The 25,984-nt window shown below is 67.8% G+C and carries 30 protein-coding genes; 15 read left to right on the forward strand and 15 right to left on the reverse strand.

All coding sequences use genetic code 11. The annotated features are described in order from the left end of the window. Nucleotides 1-54 precede the first annotated feature (54 nt). Genes AWC03_RS05185 through AWC03_RS05195 form a run of 3 tightly spaced genes read right to left on the reverse strand, consistent with a single transcriptional unit; the run spans nt 55 to nt 3,919 of the window. Nucleotides 55-552 (reverse strand): metallophosphoesterase family protein, encoded by a 498-nt coding sequence (locus AWC03_RS05185; RefSeq protein ID WP_085239428.1) that lies wholly within the window; start codon nt 550-552, stop codon nt 55-57. Nucleotides 553-572: 20 nt separating this feature from the next. Next, complete coding sequence (locus AWC03_RS05190) at nt 573-3,491, reverse strand: MMPL/RND family transporter (RefSeq protein WP_085239429.1); 2,919 nt, start codon at nt 3,489-3,491, stop codon at nt 573-575. Further along, the gene (locus AWC03_RS05195) at nt 3,488-3,919 is read right to left on the reverse strand and encodes an MmpS family transport accessory protein (protein WP_085239430.1); all 432 of its coding nucleotides are present in this window, start codon (nt 3,917-3,919) and stop codon (nt 3,488-3,490) included. Before AWC03_RS05195 ends, AWC03_RS05190 begins: the two co-directional genes overlap by 4 nt. Nucleotides 3,920-4,154: 235 nt before the next feature. On the opposite strand from AWC03_RS05195, the gene AWC03_RS05200 reads away from it, so the two are divergent. The 4 genes from AWC03_RS05200 to AWC03_RS05215 all read left to right on the forward strand — a co-directional run bounded on the left by AWC03_RS05200 (nt 4,155) and on the right by AWC03_RS05215 (nt 6,370). Then, a complete protein-coding gene (locus AWC03_RS05200; protein WP_085239431.1) occupies nt 4,155-4,475 on the forward strand; it encodes a metal-sensitive transcriptional regulator in 321 nt (106 codons plus the stop codon). Between the two features lie 30 nt (nt 4,476-4,505). Continuing rightward, nucleotides 4,506-5,120, forward strand: coding sequence for a mycothiol-dependent nitroreductase Rv2466c family protein (locus tag AWC03_RS05205; protein WP_085239432.1), 615 nt, complete (start codon nt 4,506-4,508; stop codon nt 5,118-5,120). A gap of 42 nt (nt 5,121-5,162) precedes the next feature. Next, nucleotides 5,163-5,582: a DUF302 domain-containing protein gene (locus AWC03_RS05210; RefSeq protein ID WP_085239433.1), complete on the forward strand. Its 420-nt coding sequence runs from the start codon at nt 5,163-5,165 to the stop codon at nt 5,580-5,582. Between the two features lie 119 nt (nt 5,583-5,701). After that, entirely contained in the window at nt 5,702-6,370 is a 669-nt protein-coding gene (locus tag AWC03_RS05215; RefSeq protein WP_158089949.1) for a GAP family protein, read from the forward strand. Between the two features lie 28 nt (nt 6,371-6,398). On the opposite strand, the gene AWC03_RS27405 is transcribed toward AWC03_RS05215, so the two are convergent. Beyond that, nucleotides 6,399-6,572: a hypothetical protein gene (locus AWC03_RS27405; protein ID WP_167542661.1), complete on the reverse strand. Its 174-nt coding sequence runs from the start codon at nt 6,570-6,572 to the stop codon at nt 6,399-6,401. A 278-nt stretch (nt 6,573-6,850) separates the two neighbouring features. Here AWC03_RS27405 and AWC03_RS05220 point away from each other — a divergent pair, with 278 nt between their 5' ends. Further along, nucleotides 6,851-7,306, forward strand: coding sequence for a MaoC family dehydratase (locus AWC03_RS05220; protein WP_085239435.1), 456 nt, complete (start codon nt 6,851-6,853; stop codon nt 7,304-7,306). A gap of 94 nt (nt 7,307-7,400) precedes the next feature. Here AWC03_RS05220 and AWC03_RS05225 read toward each other — a convergent pair whose 3' ends face one another. Beyond that, entirely contained in the window at nt 7,401-8,696 is a 1,296-nt protein-coding gene (locus AWC03_RS05225) for an acyl-CoA dehydrogenase family protein (RefSeq protein WP_085239532.1), read from the reverse strand. 82 nt (nt 8,697-8,778) lie between these two features. After that, the gene (locus AWC03_RS05230) at nt 8,779-9,477 is read right to left on the reverse strand and encodes a GAF and ANTAR domain-containing protein (protein ID WP_085239436.1); all 699 of its coding nucleotides are present in this window, start codon (nt 9,475-9,477) and stop codon (nt 8,779-8,781) included. A 169-nt stretch (nt 9,478-9,646) separates the two neighbouring features. Here AWC03_RS05230 and AWC03_RS05235 point away from each other — a divergent pair, with 169 nt between their 5' ends. Beyond that, nucleotides 9,647-10,543, forward strand: a complete 897-nt coding sequence (locus tag AWC03_RS05235) for a manganese catalase family protein (protein ID WP_085239437.1) — start codon at nt 9,647-9,649, stop codon at nt 10,541-10,543. Between the two features lie 51 nt (nt 10,544-10,594). Here the strand turns inward: AWC03_RS05235 and AWC03_RS05240 are convergent, their stop codons facing one another. Next, on the reverse strand, nt 10,595-11,173 hold the full coding sequence (locus AWC03_RS05240) for a hemerythrin domain-containing protein (protein WP_085239438.1): 579 nt from the start codon (nt 11,171-11,173) through the stop codon (nt 10,595-10,597). A gap of 235 nt (nt 11,174-11,408) precedes the next feature. Continuing rightward, nucleotides 11,409-12,506 (reverse strand): F420-dependent hydroxymycolic acid dehydrogenase, encoded by a 1,098-nt coding sequence (locus AWC03_RS05245; protein ID WP_085239439.1) that lies wholly within the window; start codon nt 12,504-12,506, stop codon nt 11,409-11,411. 73 nt (nt 12,507-12,579) lie between these two features. On the opposite strand from AWC03_RS05245, the gene AWC03_RS05250 reads away from it, so the two are divergent. Both AWC03_RS05250 and AWC03_RS05255 read left to right on the forward strand, forming a co-directional pair. Continuing rightward, the gene (locus AWC03_RS05250) at nt 12,580-13,185 is read left to right on the forward strand and encodes a GNAT family N-acetyltransferase (RefSeq protein WP_085239440.1); all 606 of its coding nucleotides are present in this window, start codon (nt 12,580-12,582) and stop codon (nt 13,183-13,185) included. Nucleotides 13,186-13,232: 47 nt separating this feature from the next. Next, the gene (locus AWC03_RS05255; RefSeq protein ID WP_085239441.1) at nt 13,233-13,628 is read left to right on the forward strand and encodes a hypothetical protein; all 396 of its coding nucleotides are present in this window, start codon (nt 13,233-13,235) and stop codon (nt 13,626-13,628) included. Nucleotides 13,629-13,677: 49 nt separating this feature from the next. Here AWC03_RS05255 and AWC03_RS05260 read toward each other — a convergent pair whose 3' ends face one another. Then, on the reverse strand, nt 13,678-14,325 hold the full coding sequence (locus tag AWC03_RS05260; protein ID WP_211279209.1) for a TetR family transcriptional regulator: 648 nt from the start codon (nt 14,323-14,325) through the stop codon (nt 13,678-13,680). 97 nt (nt 14,326-14,422) lie between these two features. On the opposite strand from AWC03_RS05260, the gene AWC03_RS05265 reads away from it, so the two are divergent. Genes AWC03_RS05265 through AWC03_RS05280 form a run of 4 tightly spaced genes read left to right on the forward strand, consistent with a single transcriptional unit; the run spans nt 14,423 to nt 18,258 of the window. After that, on the forward strand, nt 14,423-15,517 hold the full coding sequence (locus tag AWC03_RS05265) for a ferredoxin reductase (protein WP_085239443.1): 1,095 nt from the start codon (nt 14,423-14,425) through the stop codon (nt 15,515-15,517). A gap of 24 nt (nt 15,518-15,541) precedes the next feature. Next, nucleotides 15,542-16,648, forward strand: a complete 1,107-nt coding sequence (locus tag AWC03_RS05270) for a fatty acid desaturase family protein (RefSeq protein ID WP_085239444.1) — start codon at nt 15,542-15,544, stop codon at nt 16,646-16,648. Nucleotides 16,649-16,693: 45 nt separating this feature from the next. After that, nucleotides 16,694-17,218 (forward strand): SRPBCC family protein, encoded by a 525-nt coding sequence (locus AWC03_RS05275; RefSeq protein WP_208859325.1) that lies wholly within the window; start codon nt 16,694-16,696, stop codon nt 17,216-17,218. Further along, the gene (locus AWC03_RS05280; RefSeq protein WP_085239445.1) at nt 17,218-18,258 is read left to right on the forward strand and encodes an LLM class flavin-dependent oxidoreductase; all 1,041 of its coding nucleotides are present in this window, start codon (nt 17,218-17,220) and stop codon (nt 18,256-18,258) included. Before AWC03_RS05275 ends, AWC03_RS05280 begins: the two co-directional genes overlap by 1 nt. Nucleotides 18,259-18,327: 69 nt before the next feature. On the opposite strand, the gene AWC03_RS05285 is transcribed toward AWC03_RS05280, so the two are convergent. Next, entirely contained in the window at nt 18,328-19,449 is a 1,122-nt protein-coding gene (locus AWC03_RS05285; RefSeq protein WP_085239446.1) for a DUF1214 domain-containing protein, read from the reverse strand. Next, nucleotides 19,446-20,033 carry a TetR/AcrR family transcriptional regulator gene (locus AWC03_RS05290; RefSeq protein ID WP_085239447.1) on the reverse strand — a complete coding sequence of 196 codons (588 nt, stop codon included), beginning with the start codon at nt 20,031-20,033 and terminating at the stop codon, nt 19,446-19,448. Before AWC03_RS05290 ends, AWC03_RS05285 begins: the two co-directional genes overlap by 4 nt. 28 nt (nt 20,034-20,061) lie before the next feature. On the opposite strand from AWC03_RS05290, the gene AWC03_RS05295 reads away from it, so the two are divergent. Both AWC03_RS05295 and AWC03_RS05300 read left to right on the forward strand, forming a co-directional pair. After that, on the forward strand, nt 20,062-21,297 hold the full coding sequence (locus tag AWC03_RS05295) for a sulfotransferase family protein (RefSeq protein WP_085239448.1): 1,236 nt from the start codon (nt 20,062-20,064) through the stop codon (nt 21,295-21,297). A 29-nt stretch (nt 21,298-21,326) separates the two neighbouring features. Then, nucleotides 21,327-22,217: an alpha/beta fold hydrolase gene (locus AWC03_RS05300; RefSeq protein ID WP_085239449.1), complete on the forward strand. Its 891-nt coding sequence runs from the start codon at nt 21,327-21,329 to the stop codon at nt 22,215-22,217. 63 nt (nt 22,218-22,280) lie between these two features. Here AWC03_RS05300 and AWC03_RS05305 read toward each other — a convergent pair whose 3' ends face one another. Genes AWC03_RS05305 through AWC03_RS05315 form a run of 3 tightly spaced genes read right to left on the reverse strand, consistent with a single transcriptional unit; the run spans nt 22,281 to nt 24,190 of the window. Further along, on the reverse strand, nt 22,281-23,324 hold the full coding sequence (locus AWC03_RS05305; RefSeq protein WP_085239450.1) for a zinc-binding dehydrogenase: 1,044 nt from the start codon (nt 23,322-23,324) through the stop codon (nt 22,281-22,283). Nucleotides 23,325-23,327: 3 nt separating this feature from the next. After that, a complete protein-coding gene (locus AWC03_RS05310) occupies nt 23,328-23,540 on the reverse strand; it encodes a TOBE domain-containing protein (RefSeq protein WP_066949331.1) in 213 nt (70 codons plus the stop codon). A 38-nt stretch (nt 23,541-23,578) separates the two neighbouring features. Next, nucleotides 23,579-24,190 (reverse strand): TetR/AcrR family transcriptional regulator, encoded by a 612-nt coding sequence (locus AWC03_RS05315; protein WP_085239451.1) that lies wholly within the window; start codon nt 24,188-24,190, stop codon nt 23,579-23,581. Nucleotides 24,191-24,324: 134 nt separating this feature from the next. Here AWC03_RS05315 and AWC03_RS05320 point away from each other — a divergent pair, with 134 nt between their 5' ends. Further along, nucleotides 24,325-25,650 carry a cytochrome P450 gene (locus AWC03_RS05320; protein ID WP_085239452.1) on the forward strand — a complete coding sequence of 442 codons (1,326 nt, stop codon included), beginning with the start codon at nt 24,325-24,327 and terminating at the stop codon, nt 25,648-25,650. 13 nt (nt 25,651-25,663) lie between these two features. Here AWC03_RS05320 and AWC03_RS05325 read toward each other — a convergent pair whose 3' ends face one another. Continuing rightward, on the reverse strand, nt 25,664-25,864 hold the full coding sequence (locus AWC03_RS05325; RefSeq protein WP_158089950.1) for a thiamine pyrophosphate-binding protein: 201 nt from the start codon (nt 25,862-25,864) through the stop codon (nt 25,664-25,666). Nucleotides 25,865-25,984: the final 120 nt, after the last annotated feature.

Below are 25,984 nucleotides of genomic sequence, written 5' to 3' on the forward strand. Positions count from 1 at the left end.
ATCTCTGTAACCGAGCTATTTATGTGGCCAAGCTGTGCGCCGGTTATGTATCGGCTACTTCGGAAGTCGATGCAGGACGACGTCGGTGACGGCTCCCGCGTCGACGGAGGCGGTCATGTAGGTGCAGAACGGCTGTCGGCGGCGATCGGTCGGTGAGCCCGGATTGAGCAGGCGCAGGCCGGTTTCGGTGGTGGTGTCCCACGGGATGTGGCTGTGCCCGAACACCAGGACGCGGGTGTCGGGGTACAGCCGCGACATCCGCGCCTCGCGCCCGGCCGCGGCGCCGGTCTCGTGCACGACCGTGATGCGCACGCCCGCCAGGGTGACCTCCGCGCGTTCCGGCAGGCGCGAGCGCAATGCGGGACCGTCGTTGTTTCCCCAGCAGGCCACCAGCCGAGCCGACCTGCTGTCGAGCTCGTCGAGCAGCTCGGTCGTCACCCAATCGCCGGCGTGCACGACGACGTCGGCCGCGTCCACCTCATCCCACACCCCTGCGGGCAGGTCGCGGGCGCGGTTGGGGACGTGGGTGTCGGAAATCAGCAGTAGCCGCACAGGCCCTCCGCCGGCGGTCGTCAGCCCGGCGTCGAGGCCACGGTCTGTTCGCGCCTGGGGGCGTGCGCGTCCGTCTCCTCCCCGAGCAGGAGGGAGCGAACCAGGCGGCGCGGACCGAAGGGCCGCAGCATGGAGCTGGCGGGTCGCGGGCGCACTCGTATCGGCCACCAGAACCACCGCCCGAGCAGCGCGGCGATCGACGGCGTCATCAACGACCGCACGATCAACGTGTCGAACAGCAGGCCCAGACCGATGGTGCTGCCGGCCTGGCCGATCGAGCGCAGATCGCTGGCGACCATCGACATCATGGTGAAGGCGAAGACGAGGCCCGCCGTGGTGACGACCCCACCGGTCTCACCCATCGACCGGATGATGCCGGTCTTGAGGCCGGCTCCGATCTCCTCCTGGAACCGCGACACCAGCAACAGGTTGTAGTCCGAGCCGACGGCCAGCAGGATGATCAACCCGAACACCGGGGCGATCCAGTTCAACTCCAGGCCGAAGAGGTGTTGCCACACCAGCACCGAGAGCCCGAAGGCGGCGCCCAGGGAGAGCAGCACCGTCCCCACGATCACCAGGGACGCCACCAGTGCCCGCGTGATGATCACCATGACGACGAAGATCAGCGTCAGCGCCGCGAGCCCCACGATCAGCAGGTCGTAATGGGACCCCGACTGGATGTCGCGGTAGATCGCCGCCGTCCCGGCGAGGTAGAACTTGGCCCCGGTCAGGGTCGTTCCCTTGACCGCTTGATGCGCGGCGGCCAGTTCGGGCATGACGGCTGAAATGCCCGCCGGGGTGGCCGGGTCCGCATCATGGGTGATGATGAAGCGCGCGGCCTTGCCGTCCGGAGACAGGAAGAGCTTCAGACCGCGCTGGAAGTCGGCATTCTGGAAGGCTTCCGGCGGCAGATAGAAGTAGTCGCCACTGCGGGAGGCATCAAAGGCCTGCCCCATCGCGCTGGCCGTGTCGGTCATCTGAGCCATCTGCGTGACCAGCCCGGAGAAGCTGCTGTGCATGGTGAGCAGAGTGCCCTGCATGGATTGGGCGACGGCGATCATCGGCGGGAACTGCGCGGCCATCTGCGGGATGATCGCGTCGATGTTGTCCACGTCCTTGATCAGGGTGCTCATGTTCTCGCTGAACTTGTCCACACCGTCGATCGCCTCGAACACCGACCTCGTCGCCCAGCAGATGGGGATGTTGTAGCAGTGCTGTTCCCAGTACAGATAGCTGCGGAGCGGTCGCGCGAAGTCGTCGAAATCGGCTAGATGGTCCCGCATTTCGTCCAGCGTGGCCTGCATGTCGTGCATGTCGCCGACCATGCGGTGCGTCGCGCTGCTCATCTGCCCGAGCAGGCCCTGCATCCGCTGCATCGAGCCGATCATGGCGCCGAGGTCGTCGCTCATCTTGAGCATGTCGGCCGTGCGGTCCCTCATGAACTGGAGGTTCTCTTGGATCGGAATCGATTGGGCACTGATCTGGAATGGTATCGAGGTGTGCTCGATCGGCCCGCCGAGTGGCCGGGTGATGCTTTGCACCATCGCGATTCCCGGTGACCGGAAGATGTCCTTGGCGAGCCGGTCCAGGATGATCATGTCGCCGCTGTTCCGCATGTCGTGATCGCTCTCGATCATGAGGATGTCGGGATTCATCGTGGCGGCGCTGAAATGGCGTTCGGCGGCGGCGTATCCGATGTTCGACGGCACGCCCGGCGGAATGTAGTAGCGGTCGTTGTAGCTGATCTTCATGCTCGGCATGATGAGGATGCCGACGATGGCGATGACCAAGGAGGCCGCGAACACCGGGCCGGGCCAGCGCACCGTCGCGGTGCCGATGCGCCGCCACCCACGGGTCTTGATCATCCGGCGGGGGTCGAGCAGCCCGAACCGGGTTGCCACAGCGACAACGGCCGGCGCCGCGGTCATCGCTCCGGCGACGACGACGAGCAAGCCCAGCGCGGACGGAATGCCGAGCGCCTTGAAATACGACAGCCGCGCCAGGTGCAGGCAGAAGGTGGCCCCCGCGATCGTCAACCCCGAGCCCAGGATGATGTGCGAGGTTCCGCGGAACATGGTGTAGTAGGCCGTTTCCCGGTCCTGCCCCGCCTGACGCGCCTCCTGGTAGCGCCCGATCAGGAAGATCGCGTAGTCGGTCCCGGCCGCGATCGCCAACGAGGACAACATGGCAACGACGAAGGTCGAGAAGCCCAACAGCTCGTAATTCCCGAGGAGCGCGACAAGTCCTCTGGCCGTCCCCATTTCGAAGCCGACCATCACCAGAACGAGCAGCACCGTGCTGACGGACCGATAGGCGATGAACAGCATGATCATGATGACCACGCCCGTGACGCCCATCATCTTGAACATGCTCTTATCGGCGGCCTCGTTCATGTCCGTCGTCAGCGGTGCCGGGCCGGTGACATAAACCTTGAGCCCCTTGGGGGGGTCTGATTTGTCGACGATCTTGCGCACCGCGTCGACGGATTCGTTGCCCAGGGTGCTGCCCTGGTTGCCGGCCAGGTTGAGTTGGACGTAGGCGGCTTTGCCGTCCTTGCTCTGAACGCCGGCGGCGGTGAGCGGGTCCCCCCACACGTTCTGGACGTGCTGCACGTGTTTGGGGTCGTTCTCCAGCTTTTTCACCAGGCCGTCGTAATAGCGGTGCGCCTCGTCGCCGAGTTGCTTGTCGCTTTCCAGGACGACCATCGCGATGCTGTCGGAGTCCGACTCGTGGAACGTCGCGCCCATCCGTTTGGCGGCGATCATCGCCGGCGCATCCTGCGGGGACATGGTCACCGCGTGCTTGCGTGCGACCGATTCGATCGGCGGCACGAGCACGTTCAGCGCAACGGTGAGCAGCAGCCAGCCGATGATGATCGGCCACGCGAAGGTGCGGACGAACCGCATGAACCTCGGACGGGTCTCGGTGTCGGTGTTCATGCGGCCTTCACCAGGCAGGAAGTCTGGGCGTGACGCCCGGTCGAGGACTGCTCGTCCTTGACCACACCGTTGACGGTGATGCGGCAGCCGAGTCGGTTGCTATCACCCTGCGCCACCACGTTGGCGATCACGGCAGGCACGGTCGTGGTGATCGTGAAGGTCCAGGGCAGGCTGGTGAAGTCGGCCTTCGCCGGCTGTGCGTTCTTGTCCAAGTAACTCACGCTTCCTGTCGTGTCGCTGGGCCCGTAGATCTCGTATATGACCTGCTTGATATGCGAGGGCTCCAGAGGCGCGGCGCTGCTGCCGGTGGCGGTGAAGATCTCTTCCGAGCCGAAAACGCCGCGAAGCCGATCAACGGCCACGCCGCCAAGGGCAACCGCCACCACGACCACGAGCGGTACCCACGCCCGTCTGAGAAACGTGGACACTGACGTTTCCTTTCCCTCGTGACCTGGTTCTCCTGGTACGGAGTCTCAGCCCGCATCATCGAAGCCAATAGGGCCATTCGGCCCGCAGTTTAGGGTCAGCAGGCACACGCCCCGCGTCAACGCGCGACGGGATACCCGCGAGTTCCTGCTTCACCCGCGGTTCTAGTAGTACCATACCCCCAGGGGTATTGCCATTTCGGCTCAGATGCCCCCCGGGGTATGGTATGAAGGAGTCATGGAAGAAGTATTTCAGGGCGGTTGGCCGGTCAAGGCCGACCTCGCCGACCACGACCCCGCCGACATGGATGCGGTCCTCGCCCGGTTGCGCCGGGCCCACGGCCAACTCGGCGGCGTCATCGCGATGATCGAGCAGGGCCGCAGTTGTAAAGATGTCGTCACCCAGTTGGCCGCGGTGTCGCGGGCGCTGGATCGCGCCGGATTCAAGATCATTGCCTCGGGTCTGCGCGACTGCATCACCCGGCCGGAGGGTAGTCCCTCTGACGGGGCCGGCCTGTCGATCGACGAGTTGGAAAAGCTGTTCCTCAGCCTGGCCTGACGACCGGCCGCTACGACAAGGGGATGAGCAATGGAGCCTGCCGACAGTGGTCGAGCTGGATCGACGGTCACGCTGTGGCTCGACCCGGTGTGTCCGTTCTCCTGGAACACCGCACGCTGGATCCGCGCCGTCGCCGAGAAGACCGGCATGTCGGTGGATTGGCAGCTGATGAGCCTGGCGGTGCTCAACGAGGGACGGGAACTCCCGCCCCCGCAGCAGGCGCGGATGCGCGACTCCCGCAAAGTCGGCCGGTTGATGGCCGCTATAGCGCGGGAGAAGGGTGACGACGGGTGGGTTGCCGCCTACTTCGCCTTCGGTGAGCGATACATCGACCGCTCGGAGCCCCTCGACGACGGCCTCGTCGCCCACCTGTTGACCACGGTGGGGGTGCGCGACACCACCGCCGAGGCGGTGTCCGACGAGTCCCTGGACGAGTCCGTCCGCCGAGGGCACCAGGCGGCACAGGATGCTCTCGGCGAAACCGGCGGCAGCCCGATTCTGCAGATCGACGGGCATGCGTTCTTCGGGCCGGTCCTCACCGCGGTACCCGACGAGAAGGACTCGGTCGCATTGTTCGACGCGATCGCGACGTTGGCCGCGGTTCCCCAGTTCGCCCAGCTGCAACGGCCGCGCGCCGCGGCCTGAGGCGCACGCGCCATCGAGAAAACCTGGAAAGAGGAGGAAGAAATGACATCAGGGTTGACCGCCACGCTGCACACCTCGTTCGAGGACGCGGTGAATCGGACGACGGAAGCTCTGGCCGAGCAGGGTTTCGGTGTGCTGACCACCATCGACGTGAAGGCCACGCTGAAGAAGAAGCTCGGTGAGGACATGGAGGACTACGTCATCCTGGGTGCCTGCAATCCGACGTTGGCGCATCGCGCCCTCGGGATTCACCGCCAGATCGGCCAGTTGCTGCCATGCAACGTCGTGGTGCGGACCGACCCCGAGAGCTCGGGTGACGCGGTTCTCGTCGAGGCGATGGATCCCCAATTGATGGTCAAGGTGACCGGTGAGCAAGGCGCCCTGCAGGACGTTGCGGACCAGGCCACCGCCAAGCTGGAAGCCGCGATCGGCGCGCTGAAGCAACCGTCTCCGACGCCCTGACGCCGGCCCATCGGGGTTGAGCCGGGCCCGTGACTACCGCGGGCCCGGCAGCGTGTCGTGATCACCGAGGTCTGCCGACGTTCCGACGTGACGCTGGTGGACGTCTGAAAGGTATTGGTGTGTCGGTAGTTTCGGGCCTGGTGTTGGCGAAGCTGACCGCACCGGCCCTCGTGGTGGCACTTTCGCCCATACCCATCGTGGTGGCGTTGGTACTGCTCGTTCACAACGACCGGCCGTACTCGTCGAGTGTCGCGTACTTGACGGGCAGGCTGGTGTCGCTGACCGTCCTCGCGGCGGGGTTCATGCAGTTCCCGCGCGTGTTCGACGATCTGCTGGGGCCCGCACCGGCGTGGGCCGACTGGGTGGTCATGGGTGCCGGCGTGGTGCTGATGTCGTTCGGTGCCTGGCTGTGGTGGCGACGCGCCCACGGAGAGGCCGGGCCCGGGTGGGAAAACAGCGTGGGCACGATCACTCCGTCGGCCGCGGCCGCGATCGGGATGTTACCCATGCTGGCGAACCCGAAGGTGCTGGCCGCCAGCGCGGCCGTCGGGACGGAGATCGCCACCGTCCGCATGACCCCGGTCAGCTCGGTGCTGGCGGTGGCTTACTATGCGGCGCTGGCGAGTTCGACTGTCGCCGCCCCAGTCCTGGCCTACCTCGTCGTCGGTTCACGAATCGACCCTCAGCTGGAGCGGATCAGGCACTGGATGCAGCACCAGCGCCGCGCACTCGCGGCCGCGGCCGCCGTGCTGGTCGGCTTCGCCGTGCTGCTGTACGGGCTCTCCTGAGACTGGCCGGCGGGAGCCGCGGCGTCAGTCAGCCGCGTTGACTGCGCGCTTCGGCGCCCGTTTCCCCGGCATCGAAGGAATCGTCCGCGCCGGCCGCCCCGACGTATGAGCCGTCGGCCTCTCCGGCCGCGGTGCGTGAGCGAGACTCGTGAGCCTCCGGTTCGACGTCGGACTCTGTCTTGTGGCCCTTCGGATCTGCCATGTGTGCTTCCCTTCGGTGCGGCTCCTGACCCTGTGACGGGTTCCCCAGGCGTGCAACGCCAAACCCGCCCCCGGGTGTCGGCGGCGCGCTGGATGCCGCGCGGACCGGGCGTCATGCGACCGGTCGCTCTATTGATCGCCGGGCCCTTTCCCCGGAGGCGGCGCTGCTTTCCCGGCCGCGACTACCCGCGCGGTGCCCGGGCAAACGGGGTGGGCCGGCTGGCGGGCCGGCATGGCTGCAGCGCTATGGTTACCACCCGGAGTCAAGGAGGAACGTCGATGCGCACCTTCGAATCTGTAGCCGACCTCGCGGCCGCCGCCGGCGAGACGATCGGGCACAGCGACTGGGTGACGATCACCCAGCAAGACGTCAACCTGTTCGCCGACGCGACCGGCGATCACCAGTGGATCCACGTCGACCCCGAACGCGCGGCCGCCGGTCCGTTCGGTGGGACGATCGCCCACGGTTTCATGACCCTGGCGCTGCTGCCCCGCCTGCAGCACCAGATCTACACCGTCAACGGCATCAAGCTGGCAATCAACTACGGCCTCAACAAGGTTCGCTTTCCCGCGCCCGTGCCGGTCGGCTCCAGGGTGCGCGCGCAGACTTCCCTGGTCGGCGTCGACGATGTCGGGAACGGCGCCGTGCAGGCGACCATGTCGACCACCGTCGAAATCGAAGGCTCACCCAAGCCGGCCTGTGTGGCCGAGAGCATCGTCCGCTACATCACCTGACCTGGCCGCCCGTTCGGCCGGCGGCACCGCACCGCCGGCGCCACCGCCAGACATAAACCGCGGTGACGCTTTACGGCAGCCCGGGCTCCCGGGGTCAGAACTCCGCGACGGAATGCTCGAGCCGCTCGGCGAGCCGGGCCTGCGCCTCCGCGCGCCGGGTGGGGATGTGTGCGGAGGGGAAAGGTGTTGTCACGGGCTGGTATTCGCGCAAGGTGCGGCGGGCCACCGTCATCTTGTGCAATTCGGTGGCGCCGTCGGCGATCCCCAGCGACTCGGCGGCCACCATCATCTTGACGAACGGCATCTCGTCGGAGACGCCGAGCGCGCCGTGCAGGTGCATGGCCCGCTGGACGACGTCGTGCAGCACCTGGGGCATGGCGACCTTGACCGCCGCGATGTCGCGGCGCACCTTCTGGTAGTCGTGGTGCTTGTCGATCAGCCACGCGGTGCGCAACACCAGTAGCCGGAACTGTTCGATCTGGATCCAGCTGTCGGCGATCTTCTCCTGGGTCATCTGGAAGTCCGACAGCCGCCCGTGCCGCGTCTGACGTGACACGGCGCGCTCGCACATCATGTCGAACGCGCTGCGCGCCAAGGCGATTGTGCGCATCGCGTGGTGGATGCGGCCACCGCCGAGCCGGGTCTGCGCGATCATGAACGCCTGGCCCTCGCCGCCCAGCACGTGGTCGGCCGGGACGCGGACGTCGGTGTAGCGGACATAGCCGTGGCTGGCGCGTTTGCTGGACTCTGCGCCCACGCCGACGTTGCGGACGATCTCGATGCCGGGTGTCTCGGCCGGAACGATGAACAGGGACATCTTGTCGTAGGTGCGCGACTCGGGGTTGGTCACGGCCATCACGATGAAGAACGAGGCGTGCTTGGCGTTGGTGGAGAACCACTTCTCGCCGTTGATCACCCAGTCGTCGCCGTCGCGGGTGGCGGCGGTGACGAATTGCCCGGGGTCGGAACCGCCCTGCGGTTCGGTCATCGAATAGCACGAGGTGATCTCGCCGTCCAGCAGCGGTTGCAGGTAGCGGGCCTTCTGCTCGTCGGTGCCGAACATCGCCAGGATCTCGGCGTTGCCGGAATCCGGCGCCTGGCAGCCGAACACCGACGGCGCCCAGCGGGACCGGCCGAGGATCTCGTTCAGCAGCGCGAGCTTGACCTGACCGAAGCCCTGTCCGCCGAGCTCGGGGCGCAGGTGCGCCGCCCACAGCCCCTGGTCCTTCACCTGCTGCTGCAAGGGCCGCAGGATCGCCATCATCTCGGCGTTCTTCTTGTCATACGGGTCTAGCGCGACCAGATCGAGCGGCTCGAGTTCGTCGACCATGAACTTTTCCACCCAGTCGAGCTTCGCCTGATATTCCGGATCCGTTTCGAAATCCCACACGGTGGCCACCCGTTCCCCGGCACCGCGTCGCGCCGGCTTCGTCGATGAAGGCCATCCCATCGTAGATGGCGGCGGCGGCGGATCAGCCGTCGCCGCGGGTGTCGATGACGCGCTGGGCGATGTCGACGACCTTGAGCTGGCTCTCCTGGGAGAGCCGGCGCAGCAGGTCGAACGCGCGCAGTTCGTCGACGCCGTAGCGCTCCATGATGATGCCCTTGGCCTGGCCGATGCGGTCCCGCGTCGACAGGGCGGACTGCATCTGCTGCCCGTGCCGTCCGGCCATGATTGCCGATGCGGCATGCGCGGCGAAGACCGCGCCGATGGTCTCGGCTTCGGTGTCCCACGGGTCGGCCCGGAAGCTGAACAGGTTCAGCGCGCCGGCGGTGCGTTCAGCGGTGTACAGCTTGAACGAAAGACTGCTCAGCACACCGTGTTCCACCGCCGCGGGGGCGTATTGCGGCCAGCGTGGCTCGTTGCGGAGGTCGTCGGTCCGCACGATCGTCTGTTTCAGCGCGGCGTCGTGGCAGGGGCCCTCGCCGAACTCGTGCTGCAACCTGTCGAGCTGCGCAGCCAGGCTGTCGGTGTCCGCGACCGATTCGAACTCACCGCCGCCCTTGATCAACAGCACCCCGGCGATGTCCGCCGCCGGGATCAGCTCCACTGCGGCGGTGGTCACGTCGGCGAGCACCTGACCGAGGGAGCGCGGCGTGGCGATGTCCCGGGCCAGTTCGGCCATGCGCAGGGCCAGTTGGTGGGTCGAGGTCGGGTCTGCGGACTCCATAGGACCGGATTCTCCATGACCGCCCGGCATGGGTGTGTCCGCCCGGTGCCGAGGATCGGTTGCTGGTGTTGCGAATGCCGGTGGCAGGTCGCCGCCGGCAACGTTTGTTCGCATCGACCACGGGTACCCGCCGTCGACCAGATCTATCTCAACCCCCCGGGGAGGCCCAGTGTTCATCCATAACAAAGATCTTCAATTCGAGGTCCGCGTCAGCGAGCCCGATCCACGGTTTGCGACGCTGCTACAAGAGCAGTTCGGTGGCGCCAACGGTGAACTCAAGGCCGCCATGCAGTACTTCACCCAGGCCTTCGTCCTACGCGACAAGAACCCGAAGATGTACGACCTGTTCATGGACATCGCCACCGAGGAACTCAGCCACCTCGAGATGGTCGGCTCGATGATCACGATGTTGCTGGACGGCCTCAACGACAACCTGAAGATGGCCAACGAGAAGTGCGACTGGATGCCCGCGGTGGCCAGCGCCGACGGTCGTGACCAGATCGTCCATCAAGTCGCGGTCAATCCGCTGTATATGGCGCTGAACGGCGGCAGCCCCGATGTGAGCAACTCGCAAGGGGTGCCATGGATGGGTTCCTACGTCAACGCCAACGGCGACCCCACGGTGGATCTGCGGAGCAACCTCGCCGCCGAGTCGCGGGCGAAGATCGTCTACGAATACCTCAAGCAGTTCACCGACGACCCGGGCGTGCAAGACACCCTGAACTTCTTGATGACCCGCGAGGTGGCGCACTACCAGCAGTTCACCGCGGCGCTCAACGAGCTTCCGGTGAACTTCCCTCCGGGGCAGCTGGCCGCCGACCCGCGCTTCCAGAACGTCGCGTTCAACATGTCCAACGGCGGCGGCGAATCGATCCGCGGCCCGTGGAACCAGGGCCAGGGCCCGTGGCCGGAGGGTATGGAGTGGGAGTACGTCGAGAAGCCCGAACAGCAGTGGCTGGGCGGTGACACTCGGCAGAACAAGGGCGCACAGGACAACCCGCAGGGCTCGCCGGCCATCAAGGCCGAGAAGCCGTTCACCCACGAACAGCGCGTTCCCACAAGCTGATTCACGACGAGGGCCGGGCGCTGTGGTCCCAGCGCCCGGCCTTCGCGGTTTTCACTTGACCTGCGGATCCGGTGGGTTGTCCTTCTCGCGGCCGGTGAGTGCGTCGCGCACGTGGTCGACGACCGCCGCTCCCATCCCCATCGTCTTGAGCACCGCCGGGTTGGGCGGGGTGGCCGGGTGGGGCCGGGTCGGAGCGATTTTCTTTGCCTGTTCCAGCTTTTCGCCGATCTTCTCCAAGTCGTCCCGGCTGATCGCGAGCTCGACCTGCGGCCACACCACGTCCTGCTCGTAGGCGATGTGTTCGCGACCGGCCTTGACGAACTCCTGCAACGCTTCGTGGTAGTCCGGCTCGCCCGGCTTGCCGTCCTCGAGCCGTTGCAACAGTCGCTTACCGGCCTGCTCCTGTTCGAGCGCTTTGTCGACGATGCCGTCACCGATCGCGTCACGCACCGCCGGCCAAAAGAACTGCTCCTCAATGGCTTCGTGCTGTGATTCGGCGATGATGAGGTTGTTCACCACGGTTTCCAGGCCGCTGGCCTCGGCGCCCGAACCCGACGGCGCCCCGTCGAGCGTCTCGAACAGACCGAGCACGCTCTTGTGATCGTGGCGAAGAAAAGTGATTGCGTCCATGCCTTGCCTTCCGGTCGGGCTTGTCACTCGAAGTGGCCTGCGGATACCCGGACCCGCGATGCTGAAACGGCTCCCCGTGCCGGCGGCGCGCATCGGGTTGTGGCAAAACATCAGTTGTTTCCGTCAGCCTCTTTGCGGGTAGCGTCATGACGCTTCGGGCGGTGATGTCCACCCATGCCCGCCAGATGCCTTGCCGCGGTGCGCGTATCGAGAAAGCGGCGATTTCCGCCGGCGATCAGTGCAATTTGGGCAGCACGTTGGTGCGGTAGAACTCGATGGCCGTGAGCGGGTTTGCCTGGGGGAAATGCATGAACGGCACCGCGCCGGCATCCAGGATCGCTTGCACCGCCTTGATGTGCGGCGCGGGGTCGGTGCCGACGGTCCAGTTGGCCAGCACCTTGTCGATGGGGTTGACCTGTGCGGCGCGCTGGATTTCGACCGGGTTGGGCTGGTCGACCGCGCCGGCGGTGAAGCGCCACAGGTCGGCGGCGGCGGTCGCCTCCGCGCTGTCGCCGACTACTGCGAACATCTCGGCGCGCTTGCCCATGCTGCCGGGATCGCGGCCGGCCGCGCGGGCGCCGGCGTCGAATGCGGCCAGCAGCGTGGAGTTCGTGACATCTCGGGCCTGACCGATCCATCCGTCGCCGTATTGGCCGGCCATTGTCGCGCTCTTCGGTCCGCTGGCCGCGACGAAGATGGGCGGCGGTGTCGGCGGCGTGTCGTAGAGCTTCAACGCGTTGGTCTGAAAGTAGCGCCCGGCGAACGAGGTTCGTGATCCGCTCCACAACTGGCGGATCAGGATGATCGCCTCGACCAGCCGGTCGTGGCGCTCGGTGTACTTGCCGAACGCGTTGGTGGCCGCCTGTTCGTTGAGCCGTTCCCCCGTCCCGACCCCGAGGAAGACGCGTCCGGGATACAGGACCGCCAGCGAGGCGAAGGCCTGTGCCACCACCGTCGGGTGGTACCGGTACGTGGGGCAGGTCACGCCCGTGCCGAAGGCGATGCTGCTGGTGGCGTTGCCCACCAGTGCCAGGGTCAGCCACGGGAACATCGAATGACCCTCGTTGTCCTGCCACGGCTGGATGTGGTCGCTGGCCCAGACATGCTGAAAGCCGGCCTGTTCGGCGGCCCGGGCTTGGGCCACCAGTTGGTCGGTGCGGAACTGCTCGTGGGAGAGCACCACACCCACCGCCTTGGCCGCGGTCGGCGGTGGGGCCGCGGGCGTGGCGTGGTCGGTGCCGGGGCGCCCGCAGCCGGCGGAAAGTCCGGCGGTGCCGAGCGCGCCCGCACCGGCGGCCATCCGCCCGAATGCGCGACGCGAGACGCCGGTCACGGGTCTAACGTACCCGTCGCCGCGGCGATCACACCCCTGATGCGACGGTGGGCCACCCGCTAGCCTGACTCGGGTGAGCCCCCAGACACGCTCGGCGCGCAAGGCCGATCTCCGCGAGTTGTCACGCACGCTGGGCCGGGCCTTCCACGACGACCCGGTGACCACCTGGCTGCTGCCCGACCCGAGGGCGCGGGCCGCGCACCTGCACCGGTTGTTCGCGACCATGACGCGCCACCACCACCTGGGGTGCGGCGGTGTCGAGGTGGCCTGTGACGGCGGCGGCATCGGCGCGGCGGCGCTGTGGGATCCACCCGATCAGTGGCGGGAGACGCTCCTGGGTGAACTCGCGATGATCCCCACTTTCCTGCGGGTGTTCGGCCTGCGTTCGGGCAGGGCGCGTGGGCTGCAGGAGTTGATGAAGCGCACGCATCCCGAAGAGCCGCACTGGTATCTCGCCGTGATCGGCAGCGACCCCTCGGTCCGCGGGCGGGGCTTCGGTCAGGCGCTGATGCGGTCGCGGCTGGACCGCTGCGACGCCGAGTACTGTCCCGCCTATCTCGAGTCGAGCAAGCCGGAAAACGTGCCGTACTACGAACGTTTCGGCTTCACGGTGACCCGCGAGATCGTCGTGCCCGACGGTGGCCCGACGATGTGGGCGATGTGGCGGACGCCGCGCTAGCGGTCACCGGCGTTTAGCCCCCCTACCCGGCGGGCAACCGTTCCCGCATGAGCGAAAACCCGCAAGCCGACGAGGTGGTGGACCCCGCTGACTTTCCCGAGGAAGGCGGACCCGGTGACACCCTGAACGCGAGTGAAGGCACCGATTCCGACGAGGTCCACAACGACGACGGTGACATCGTCGTCGACCCGCCCGAGGGCTGGAGCGAAGCGAACCGGTTCGGCATGACCGCACGGGAAGCGCGCGAGGGTGAATCCCTGGATGCCCGGCTGGCCGAAGAGGAGCCTGACGTCTCTGGCGACGACGCGGCGGGCGCGACCCCCGACGGCCCTCCCGGGCGCGCGCATCGCGGTCAGATCGACGGCGCGCCCGAAGACGGCCGGTCGCTCTACGAGGTCGTCGACGAGAACGGGGCGCCGGACTTCACGCAGACGACGGAGTGAGGCAACCAGTGTTCGACTGTTCACTGCCGGCCGGACACGCGAACGGGCGCTAGGGGCTGCTCTTCCAGCCGGCGATGCCGATCGCGATCATCCGCAGTTGCTTGACGGCGATCCGCCGGATGTCTTCCAGAGCCTCGGTGCTCTGCGCGTCCTCTATGGCCTCCGCGATGACGATCATCGCGTTGACGAACAGGGTCGCCAGCACGTTGAGGTCCTCGGTGCTCCATTCGTGTAGCCGCGGAAAGCGCGCCAGGTCGGTCGCCAACTCGGACGTGATCAGCCGGATCTCGGTGCGGATGGCATAGCGCAGCACGCTCAGCCCGCTGTTGCGTTCGCGTGCGATGAATCGCCAATGTTCCCGCCGCTGCGCGACACTGGCGACCAGGATCTCGACGGACGATTCGATCACCCGATTCGGGTCGAGCTTGTCGGCGCGGGCCTCGCGGAGGGTGTCGCGCAGGCTCCGGAACGACTCGTCGATCAGGACCAGCCCGAGGGCCTCCATCGACTCGAAGTGACGGTAGAACGCCGCCGGGACGATCCCGACCTCACGGGTCACCTCGCGCAGGCTCAGGCTGGAAAAGCTGCGGTCCTGCAGCAGCTTGAGCGCCGCGGCGATGATGGCGCGACGGGTCGCCTCTTTGCGCTCCTCGCGCGACCGGCTTTCGCGCACGTGCTCGCGACCAGAACCGCGCACCCGTGAGCTAGGAGTACGGCTGTTCACTATGTGAACCCTACCACAGAGCTGCAGTAAACCCTTGACTGACCGGGTGGTGCGGCCGCACGGTGTACATATGTTCACTCAAACCGCTCAGAGTTCTGGTCGGGCCCTCGCTCGCACGTTTCGGAAGCGCGTCTTGGGTTCAGACCTTCTCGACCTGCTCACCGGTCCACACGGCGTCGACCGGTACACCGAGCTGGTGGCGCCGACCTGGACGCTGGGCGAGGCCCGCGCCAAGGTGATCGACGTCCGCCGGACCACCGCCCGCAGCGTCACCCTCGTCCTCGCCCCGAACGAGCGCTTCACGTCCGCCTGGACCGTCAGGGCCGGCCAATACGTCAACCTCACCGTCGAGATCGACGGCCGCCGGCACACCCGCTGCTATTCGCCGGCCAACGCCGAGGGCGCGGCCCGGCTCGAGCTCACGATCGGCAGGCACGACGGCGGGCTGGTCTCGACCTACCTGTACGAGCACGCCCACCGCGGCATGGTGGTCGGCTTGGCCGGGGTCGGCGGCGACTTCACGCTGCCGCAGCACAGGCCGCGCCGAATCCTCTTCGTTTCCGGTGGAAGCGGCATCACGCCGGTGATGGCGATGCTGCGCACCCTGGTCGCCGAGGGCCACCCGGGCGAGATCGCGTTCATCCATTACGCCCGCACGGCGGCCGAGGCGTGCTACCGCGACGAGCTCGCCGCGCTGCCCGGCGTCCGCGTGCTGCACGGCTACACCCGATCCGACGGCGGCGACCTCGCCGGTCGATTCGGCGCCGCACACCTGGCCGCCGCGATGCCATCCCCGGACGCGGTGTTCGTCTGCGGGCCAACGCCCTTGGTCGACGCCGTGCGAAATCACTGCGACAACGTCTGCACCGAGAGCTTCGTGCCGCCGTCGTTCGAGGCGCCGGCCAATCCCTCGGGCGGGCGGGTCACCTTCTCCGACAGCGGGGTCGATGTCGTCGACGACGGGCGCTCGCTGCTGGAACAGGCGGAGTCGGCGGGCCTGACACCGGAGAACGGCTGCCGGATGGGCATCTGCCACACCTGTACCCGGCGGAAAACCGCCGGGACGGTGCGCAACCTGATCACCGGGGCGGTCTCGACCGGTCCCGACGAGGACGTGCAGATCTGCGTCTCCGTGCCGGTCGGCGACGTCGAGTTATCCCTCTAGCGACAAGTTTCTTGAAGGAAAGCCATGACACAGAACACGATTCACCTCACCCCCGAACAGGCCGACGCATTCGGCCGCGAGCTGGACGCCATCAGGGAACGCGTGATGGCCGACCTGGGCGCGGAGGATGCCGACTACATCCGCCGCGTCATCAAAACCCAGCGCGCGCTGGAGGTCGGCGGCCGGGCGCTGCTGTACCTGCCGCCCGCCTGGCTGCTGGGAACCACGATGCTCGGGTTGTCGAAAATCCTTGACAACATGGAGATCGGCCACAACATCATGCACGGTCAGTACGACTGGATGCGCGACCCGAACATCTCCGGCCGCTCCTTCGAGTGGGACACCGCATGCCCGGCCGATCAGTGGCGCCACTCGCACAACTACATGCACCACACCCACACCAACATCGTGGGCATGGACCGCGACATCGGCTACGGCATCCTGCGGATGAGCGAGGACCAGCGCTGGACGCTCTACTTCCTCGGCAACCCGGTCTACGCCTTCCTGCTGATGGTGCTGTTCCAGTACGGCGTCGCGCTGCACGAGCTGGAAACCGAGCGCATCCGCTCCGGCGAGATCGAGCTCGCCGACAAACGCGAGGTGCTGCGCGAGATCTGGCGCAAGACGCGCCGGCAGACGCTCAAGGACTACGTCGCCTTCCCGCTGCTGGCCGGGCCGTTCGCGCCGTTCGTCTTCACCGGCAACCTCACCGCCAACCTGATGCGCAACGTGTGGTCGTACATGATCATCTTCTGCGGCCACTTCCCCGACGGTACCCAGGAATTCACCGTCGAGGAGACCAGGGACGAGTCGCGCGGCATGTGGTATTTCCGCCAGGTTCTCGGTTCGGCGAACCTCACCGGCGGCAAGCTCTTCCACCTGCTCTCCGGCAACCTGTCGCACCAGATCGAGCACCACCTGTTCCCGGACATGCCGGCCCGTCGCTACGCCGAGATCGCGCCGGAGGTCCAAGAGATCTGCCAGCGCTACGGCATCCCCTACAACCGCGGCCCCCTGCTGCGCCAGTTCGGCACCGTCGTCCGCAAGATCGTCCGGCTCACCTTCCCGGACTCGGTCCTGCGCAGGGTGACGAACGACCGGGCGCCCGGTCCGGTGCCCGCCGCCGCCTGACGGCGGCCCACGTCCCCCGCGCCCGGGTCTTGCGCGCGGGGGACAATGGGCGTCGTGGAATGGACCGGCGCGCGCTACGCAGACAAACCGACGGTGGAGGCATCGACGTGGATCGACGCGGAACCCGCCCGGGTGTGGAGCCTGGTTTCCGACATCAAACTGATGCCGACGCTGAGCAATGAGCTGCAAGCCGTGGAGTGGGCCGAGGGCGCCGACGCCCCGTGCGTGGGCGCCCGGTTCATCGGACACAACCGACACGACGCGTTCGGGCAATGGAGCGCCACCTCGCAGATCGTCGCGTGCGACGAGCCCCGCGAATTCGCCTGGGCCGTGGGCGATCCCGCCAATCCCGCGGCGATGTGGCGGTTCCGCCTGACACCCCGCGACGGCGGCACGGCGCTGAGCTACTGGATGCAGATGGGGCCGGGGCGCTCGGGGCTGTCGGTGGCCATCGAGTCGATGCCCGACAAGGAACAGAAGATCGTCTTCGTGCGGATGCGCGAGTTCGAGGGCGCGATGGGCAAGACCCTCGCGGCGATCAAGAGGCTGGCCGAGCACGGGGTGCGCTGATGCGCACCGCCACGACGGTCGAATTCTCCAGCGCCGGTCGTGACACCGCGACGTTCGTCGTCGAGGCGGAGAAGCTGGGCCTCGACGTGTGCTGGGTCGCCGAGGCCTGGGGCTCCGACGCGCCGTCGGCGCTGGGCTACCTCGCGGCGCGCACCGAGCGGATCCTGCTCGGCTCGGGCGTGCTGCAGGTCGGCGTCCGCTCGCCCGTCATGGTCGCCCAGACGGCGATCACCCTGTCCAACCTGTCGGGCGGGCGGTTCCTGCTCGGCCTGGGCGCGTCCGGCCCCCAGGTGATCGAGGGGCTGCACGGCGTATCGTTCGGCCGGCCCCTGGGCCGCATCGCCGAAACCGTCGACATCGTGCGGCAGGTGTGCACCGGGGGGAAAGTCTCCTACTCCGGCAGGCATTTTCACATCCCGCTGCCCGGGGGTGAGGGCGTGCCGATGCGATTGTCGACCCGGCCCGAGCATCCCATCCCCGTCTACCTGGCCGCGCTGTCCCCGGCGATGCTGCGGTTGACCGGGCGGGTCGCCGACGGCTGGCTGGGTACCAGCTTCGTCCCGGAGGGCGCGGGCGACGCCTACTTCTCGCACCTGGACGACGGCCTGGCCGCCGCCGGCCGCAGGCGCGCCGACATCGACGTCTGCCAGGGGGCCGAGGTCGCCTTCGCCGCCGACGAGGAGGAACTGCGTGGCATGGTCGCCGGCCGCAGGAAAGAGCTCGCCTTCAGCCTTGGCGGGATGGGGTCCGCGAGCACCAACTTTTACAACCGGGCCTACAGCCGGCAGGGCTGGGCCGACGTCGCCGCCGAGGTCCGCGAGCGCTGGCAGCGCGGTGACCGCGACGGCGCGGCCGCGTTGGTCACCGACGACATGGTGCTGGCCACCACCCTGATCGGCACCGAGGAACTGGTGCGCGCCCGGCTTGCGGTGTGGCGGGACGCGGGCGTGAACACCGTGCGGATGTATCCGGCCGGCGACACGCTGGAGGCGAAGCTGCGCACGCTCGGCCGGGCCATCGAGTTGGTCCGCGAAACCTGACTCTCGAGCGTGGGGGGGCGATGGACGAATTCGGGGCGATTCGCCTACCCGGGGCCCACGCTCGCCGGGTCAGGTGGTGGCGGTCGGCGCCAGCGAAGCCTTCACCAGCTTCACCTCCGGCCGCGCCGGCACCCCGTCGGCCAAAAACCACCGGAAGGCGAGGTTCCCGCGCGGATAACCCAGCGTGGTCAGCGAATTCGGATGGCCGGTCATCGCGCGGGACAACACGATCGTCACCGAGCCGTCGGCGTTGAGCGCGGCGCTGTGCCCGTTGATCGAGCAGCGGACGTCGGGGCCCTCGGCGGCGCCGAACGTGGCCATGAACTGGTTCCACACCACCAGGTTCCAGAACCGGCAGGCGGGCGGGCGGTGCGTGATCACCAGCGCTTCGTCGTCGTCGAGCACGAAGCTGCCGTACGCGTAGCAGGCGTCGCGCGCCGACCAGCCGAAGTTCGCGTCGGGGACCTGATAGGGGTCGGCGAATTCGTTTGCCGCGTGCGCCGTTTCGTGCCCGAGGGAGTGATCGTCGTCGACCCGGGTGCCGACCGCGAGCGGCACGATCGCGAACATGGTGCGCAACCAGGTCGCGACGGCGCGCAGGCGTGCCGCTGTCTCGGCGTCGCCGTGCCGGATGGGGTCCGGCGCGTCGAGCGCCTCGATCCGCCAGGTGACGGGGCGCCCGGTCAGCGGGTCGGCCTGGTAGTCGCGGGTCATCAGCACGGCGGCGTCGGGCGTGGGGCCGAATTCGAAGGCGAAGTTGCCGTCGGCATCAATATCGAGGACGTCCAGATCGCTGTCCCGGACGATCGCGACCACCCGGTCGGACCACGCGCCCGGTGACGGCTCGTTGTAGGCGGTGACCGAGAAATACACGCTGTCACCCTTGTTGCCGCTGATGCGGTAGCGGCGCTCCGGGTCGACCGGGCAGACGAAGTAGTAGGCGTCGGTGTTGTCACCGCCCCAGCGCCGGTCGCGGCGGAACGGCGTGTTCACCGCGACGAACTGGGGCCGGCCGGGTTCGGTGAACAGGTAGGCGTCGAAGGCCACGCCGAGCGTGCTGGCCAGCATGCGGTAGCCGTCGGCGACGTGCCGGTCGTCGGTGACCGCCCGGTCGCCCTCCGTGAAGGACCGGTCCAGGGCGCCGAGGGTCCCCAGCAGGTCCTGCCACGCGGCGGTCGTTTCGTGCGTCATGCGCGGATTCCCTTCAGGAGCAACGTGGTGGTGCGGTCGATCCAGGCCTGCCCGGTCTCGGAGTCGAGCTCGGTGACGCGGGTGAGCAAGCCCATCAGCGTGATGCCGGCGATGGCCTCGGTCAGTTCTGTGGCGGTCACGTCGGGCCGGACCTCGCCGCGGTCCGCGGCCCGCGCCAGCAACTCGGCGAGGCCGCCGCCGATGACGCCGGCGAACCGCTCCAGCAGCGCCGCATGCAGGGACGGGTCGGCGGCCATCTCGGCCACCAGGCCCGGCAAGGCCGCCCGGGCGGCCGGTGTAGTCAGGAAAACCATTGAGCGACGGACCATCTCGCGCAGATCCTCGGGCAGGGACCCGGTGTCGGGCAGCTCGGTCGCGGCACCGATGGGGAACACCGCCTCGTGGACGAGGTGTGCCTTGCTCGGCCAGCGCCGGTAGATCGCGGGCTTGCTGGTGCCGGCGCGGTCGGCGATCGCGGAGACCAACAGCCCGGCATAGCCGGTCTCGGCGAGCAGTTCGACGGTGGCACTCAGCACCGCTCCGTCGATGCGCGGGTCACGGGGTCGGCCAAAATCCACTACCATTACGAAACCGAAAGTAACATAAGTCGCCGTGACCGACGCCGTTCTCCTCGACGACCTCGCCCGGCCCCGATTCGGCGCCGAGGCCCAGCAGATCCTCGACATGATGGCCTCGCTGGCGCCCGACTGCCCGCTCGACGCCGACGCGCTACACGCCCGGGCCACCGCCGACACCGGCCTCGACGACTTCGGCCCGTCGGACTACCGCGAGCGGCTCGACGTCTACCTCGCCGCGCTGCGCGACATCGACGGGCTGCACGGGGCCGGGGTGGTGAACTTCTACGGCCAGCTGCTGCAGTTGCTCAAGAACCGGCTCCTGCTGACCGACCTGTTGCGGCGGCACCCCGAGATCGACGACATCGAGCTGCAACCGCCGGTGGTGATCGCCGGCTTGCCCCGCACCGGCACCACCCACCTGCACAACCTGCTGGCGGCGCCGCCCACCTTCCGCACCATGCCGTATTGGGAAAGCGCCGAACCGTTCCCCGTGCCGGCCGAGGCCGGTGTCGAGCCCGACCCGCGGCGGGCGCGCATGGACGTCGCGGTCGGGGTGATCAACACGGTGATGCCCCACTTCCCGCTGATGCACGAGATGACCACCGACCACGTGCACGAAGAGATCCAGCTGCTCGCCAACGACTTCTCGACCATGCTGTTCGAGACGCTGGCCGAGGTGCCGGGCTGGCGCGAGTACTACCGGACGCACGACCAGACGCCGCACTATCAGTACCTCGCCCGGCAACTCAAGGCCATGCAGTTCCTGCGGGGCGGGCGGCGCTGGCTGCTCAAGTCGCCCCAACACCTCGAGCAGGTGCCGGTGCTGGATCGCGTCTTCCCCGGCAGCATCGTCGTGTTCACCCACCGCGACCCGGTGCCGGTGGCGCTGTCGATGATCGCAATGATCACCTACTCCGCCCGCATGCACCGGACGCCCGTGCCGGTGGAGGACATTGCGGCCTCGTGGATCGACCGCCTGGACGACATGCTGTCCGCCCTCGTCCGCGACCGCGACACCATCGGGCCGGAACGCGCGATCGACATCCGCTTCGACGACTTCATGGCCGACGAGCTCGGGGTGGCCCAGCGGGTGTACGCCCTGGCCGACGAGCCGTTCACCGATGAGGTTCGAACGGCGATCGACGACTACCTGACCGGCCACCGCCGCGGCCGGCTGGGCAACGTCGTGACGTCCTGCGAGATGTTCGGGTTGGACGAGGCCGATCTGCGCCGCCGCTTCGCGCCCTACGTCGAACGGTTTCTGGCCTAACCCACGCCGGGCCGCTACCTTCTCAAAGCATGGTGACCATGCCCGAGCTGGACGGCGTCGAACACAGGTACGTGGATGTGGGAAGCGGTGTGACGATCCACGTCGCGGACGCGGGTCCGGCCGACGGGCCGGCGGTGATGCTGGTGCACGGCTTCCCCCAGAACTGGTGGGAATGGCACAACCTGATCGGCCCGCTGGCCGCCGACGGCTACCGCGTGCTGTGCCCCGACCTGCGCGGCGCGGGCTGGAGCTCGGCGCCGCGCTCGAGCTACACCAAGGCCGAGATGGCCGACGATCTGGCGGCCGTCCTGGATCGGTTGAACGTGCAGACGGTCAAGCTCGTCGCCCACGACTGGGGCGGGCCGGTCGCGTTCATCATGATGCTGCGCCACCCGGAAAAGGTGAGCGGGTTTTTCGGGGTGAACACCGTGGCGCCCTGGGTGAAGCGGGGCCTGTCGACGGTCCGCAACGTCTGGCGGTTCTGGTACCAGATCCCGATCTCCCTGCCGGTCATCGGCCCCCGGGTGATCAGCGCACCCAACTCGCGGTTCGTCCGCCTGTTGGGGTCATGGGTGGGCGGCGGCTTCACGCTGCCCGACGACGACGTCGCCATGTACCTCGAGTGCATGCGTCAGCCCGGCCATGCCGAAGCCGGTTCCCGGTGGTATCGCAGCTTCCAGACCGGGGAGATGCTGCGCTGGATGCGCGGCGAGTACGACGACGCCCGCGTCGAGGTACCCGTCCGCTGGCTGACCGGCACCGAAGACCCGGTCATCACGCCCGACCTGACCGACGGCTATGCCGACCACATCAGCGATTTCAAGGTGGAGCTGGTCGACGGCGTCGGCCACTGGATCGTCGACCAGCGCCCCGAGCTGGTGCTGGATCGCGCTCGGGCCTTCCTGCGCGACGAAACATAAACCGCTGCACGCTTTTTCGGCGCGTCGTCGCAACTGGTTATGTGTCGTGGAGCGTGGGCGACCTCAGGGCCGCACCAGGATGCGAATGGGGTCGCCTTCCTGCCGCTCGAGCATCTCGATGCCGTGGGCCACGTCTTCCAGGGCGACGATCTGGCTGATCGACCGTGAAAGGTCAAGGCGCCCGGCCGAAACCAGCTTCGCCAGGGTTTCGATGTCGACGTTCTGATAGCCCAGGTGGCCCAGCACCTGCTTGCGGGTCAGGCCGAACAAGGAAGTGGGCCCCACGGTCGGCGCCTCGGCGCTCATCCCGACGCCCACCAGCCGGCCGCCCGGGGTGAGGCAATCGAGCCCCTGCTCGAACGTCGCCTTGAGGCCGACGGCGTCGAAGGCCACATCCAGCAGGCGCCCGCCGGTGATCTCCGCGATCTTGTCCCGCAGCCCGTCGTCGCGGGAGTCGAACGCGTAGTCCGCCCCGACGGCCAGCGCCCGCTCCAGGACGGCGGGGTTGATGTCGACGGCGACGATCGGGACGGCGCCCACCAACCGCGCGAGCTGGACGATGTGTGTGCCGAGGCCGCCGACGCCCCAGACGCCGACCGACTCGCCGACCACCACCTTCCCCGTGCGGACGACGGCGCCGAATGGCGTGGACACCGCGTCGGCGAGGATCGCGGCCTGCTCGAGCGGCACGTTGTCGGGCACCCGCGTCAGGCCCGCGGCCTGCGCCACGGTGTAGTCGGCCCAGGCACCGTCGTAGGCGAACGCCATCAGCTGGATCCGCAGGCAGTTCAAGACGTCACCGCGCCGGCAGTTCGGGCAGGTCTGGCACGGCCGGCCGGCGGCGACCACGACGCGGTCGCCCTCGGCCCAGCCGGTCACCTCCGGGCCCAGTTTGGCGATGGTGCCCGACGCTTCGTGGCCCTGGGTCACCACCGGCCGCTGAGCCGGGAAGGTGCCGTTGATCAGGCTCAGGTCGGAGTGGCAGATGCCGCAGAAGGCGACCTTGACCAGGACCTCACCCGGGCCGGGCTCCGGTATTGGAACATCTTCGAGCGCAACCCGTTTGGTGTCGGCGTAGAAGCGCTCGGCGCGCATGGTCGTCGCCATGGGCTAGTCGACGCCGATGGTGACTTCCGTGGACTTGATGAACACGGTCGCCGGTTGGCCGACCTTGAGTCCGAGATCGGTTGCGGCGTCCTTGGTCACCGACGACGTGACGACCTGATCGCCGCCGTCGAGCTTGACCTTCACGATCGCCATCACGGTACCGAGGTCGACCTCGGTGATGGTCCCTTTGAGCTGGTTTCGGGTCGACAGCCGCATCGTGAGTCCTCCGTTTGGTTGAGGGGTCTGCAATGAGACTAGTGTCGCGGGCCGAGCAGGGCTATGGAGGCGTCGACGGCCGGCTCGACGATTCCCCGCACCGGTTTTCCGTCTTCGACGGCGAGGGCGGTGAGTTCGCGCAAACCGCCGAGCAGGATGACCGACAAGGGGGCGGTCAGCGGCGGCAGCGCGGCCCGCTGGAAGCCCGGGCTGGCGCTGAGGTCGATCAGCAGGCTGGACAGCAACTGCAGCCCGCGCCGCTGCACCGGGCGGGCGGCGGCGCCGAGCGACGGGAGTTCCCGGATCCAGCTCAGCGTGATGGCGGGGCGGGACTCGATGTAACCGACGTAGGCCTCGACCGCCTGACGAATCTGCTGATGCCAGTCGGCCTCGGGGTCGACCGCCGCCACGATGCACTCGCCCAGCCTTTCGATGTCGGAGCCCAGCAGCTCCAGGAAGCACTCCTCCTTGCTCGCGAACTGGTCGTAGAAGGTGCGCTTGGAGGTGCGGGCGTTACGGACGACATCGGCAACGGTGCTGGCCCGGTACCCGCGCTCGGCGATCGAGGTGGCCAGGCCGTCGAGCAGCCGGACCCGGAACGGGTCGCCGACAACCGCGTCGTCGACCGCTGCCGTCGTCGGTGATGTCACGGCCGGCGCCCCTTTCGATCGGTACGGCACCCTTGTCAGGCTGTGGTACCACAGAGTACCGTATGTCCGAAAGGTTCTGGTACACCGCGGTACCACCCCCGGTGCCCCGGGGTGAAGATGGGGAGCAGCCCACCATGAGCGAAGTCGTCACCGCCCCGCCGGCCACTGCCGCAGTCAGGTTGCCCCCGGCGACCCGGCTGCCGAAGTTCTTGCAGGGCCTGGGTTTTGCGGTGTCGCGGCGGGCGATGATTCAGTGGCTGGCGCGCAGGCACGGCGACGTATTCACGCTGAACCTGCCGATCTACGGCCCGGTCGTGGTGGTCGGAGACCCGCAATTGGCCAAGCAGATCTTCACCACCAGCCCGGACGAGCTCGGCAACATCCAGCCCAACCTGAGCCGGCTGTTCGGCTCCGGCTCCGTGTTCGCGCTCGACGGGGAGGACCATCGCCGCCGCCGGCGGCTGCTGGCGCCCCCGTTCCACGGCAAGAGCATGAAGAAGTACGAGGCGATCATCGAGGAAGAGACCCTGCGCGAGACGGCAGGGTGGCCTGAGGGCGAGTCCTTCCCGACGCTGCCGTCGATGATGCGCATCACGCTCAACGCGATCCTGCGCGCCGTGTTCGGGGCCGAGGGCGCCGAACTCGACGAGCTGCGCCGCCTCATCCCGCCGTGGGTCACGCTGGGCTCGCGGATGGCGACCATGCCCAAGCCGAAACGCAGTTACGGCCGCTACACCCCGTGGGGGCGGCTGGACGAGTGGCGCCGCCAGTACGACATCGTCATCGACAGGCTGATCGAAGCGGAGCGGGCCGATCCGAATTTCGAGGAACGCACCGACGTGCTGGCGCTGATGCTGCGCAGCACTTACGACGACGGTTCGGTCATGTCGCGCAAGGACATCGGCGACGAACTGCTCACGCTGCTGGCCGCCGGGCACGAAACCACGGCCTCCACGCTGGCGTGGGCGTTCGAGCGGCTGACGCGACACCCGGATGTGCTGGCGGCACTGGTCGAGGAGGCCGACGACGACGGTCAGGAGCTGCGCTTGGCGACCATCCTGGAAGTGCAGCGCGCCCGCACGGTCATCGACTTCGCCGCCCGGCGCGTCTACCCGGCGCGCTATCGGCTCGGGGAGTGGGTCATTCCACGCGGCGATTCCCTGCTGGTGAGCATCGCGCAAATCCACGAAAACCCCGACGTGTTCCCGGATCCGGGGCGCTTCGATCCGCAGCGGTACGTCGGGAGCAAGCCGTCCGCCTTCGCGTGGATTCCGTTCGGCGGTGGCACCCGCCGCTGCGTGGGGGCCGCGTTCGCCAACATGGAGATGGATGTCGTGTTGCGAACGGTGTTGCGCCACTTCACTATCGAGACCACCACCGCTCCGGGGGAGCGGTGGCACGGCCGGGGCGTCGCCTACACACCGAAGGACGGCGGCCGGGTGGTGGTGCACCGGCGCTGACGGGCCGGGTGGTTCAGTCGCCGGCGTTGCGGCGGGTGGTTTCCAGGGCGATGCACACCGACGCCTCCTGGAGGCCCAGGACGTAGGTGAAGTCGTCGGGGAAGTTTTTGAGGAATGTCTGTTCCGTTGAGCCGGGATTGCCGAACACCGTCGTCATGCCCAACGTGCGCAGCAGGTCGTACGTGACATCCCAGACGGTGGGTTGAGACGGCATGGGCACGAAGCTCCTTCAGCGGTGGATTTTCACGCGCGCGCGGAGCACACACCGCCGTTGGGGCGCTTCGCGTCCTGTCCGTTGAATTCTCGTCCTCGAAGGGCCCGTCTGTCGATGTTG

The organism is Mycobacterium europaeum (assembly GCF_002102155.1).
Classification (GTDB): Bacteria; Actinomycetota; Actinomycetes; order Mycobacteriales; family Mycobacteriaceae; genus Mycobacterium; species Mycobacterium europaeum.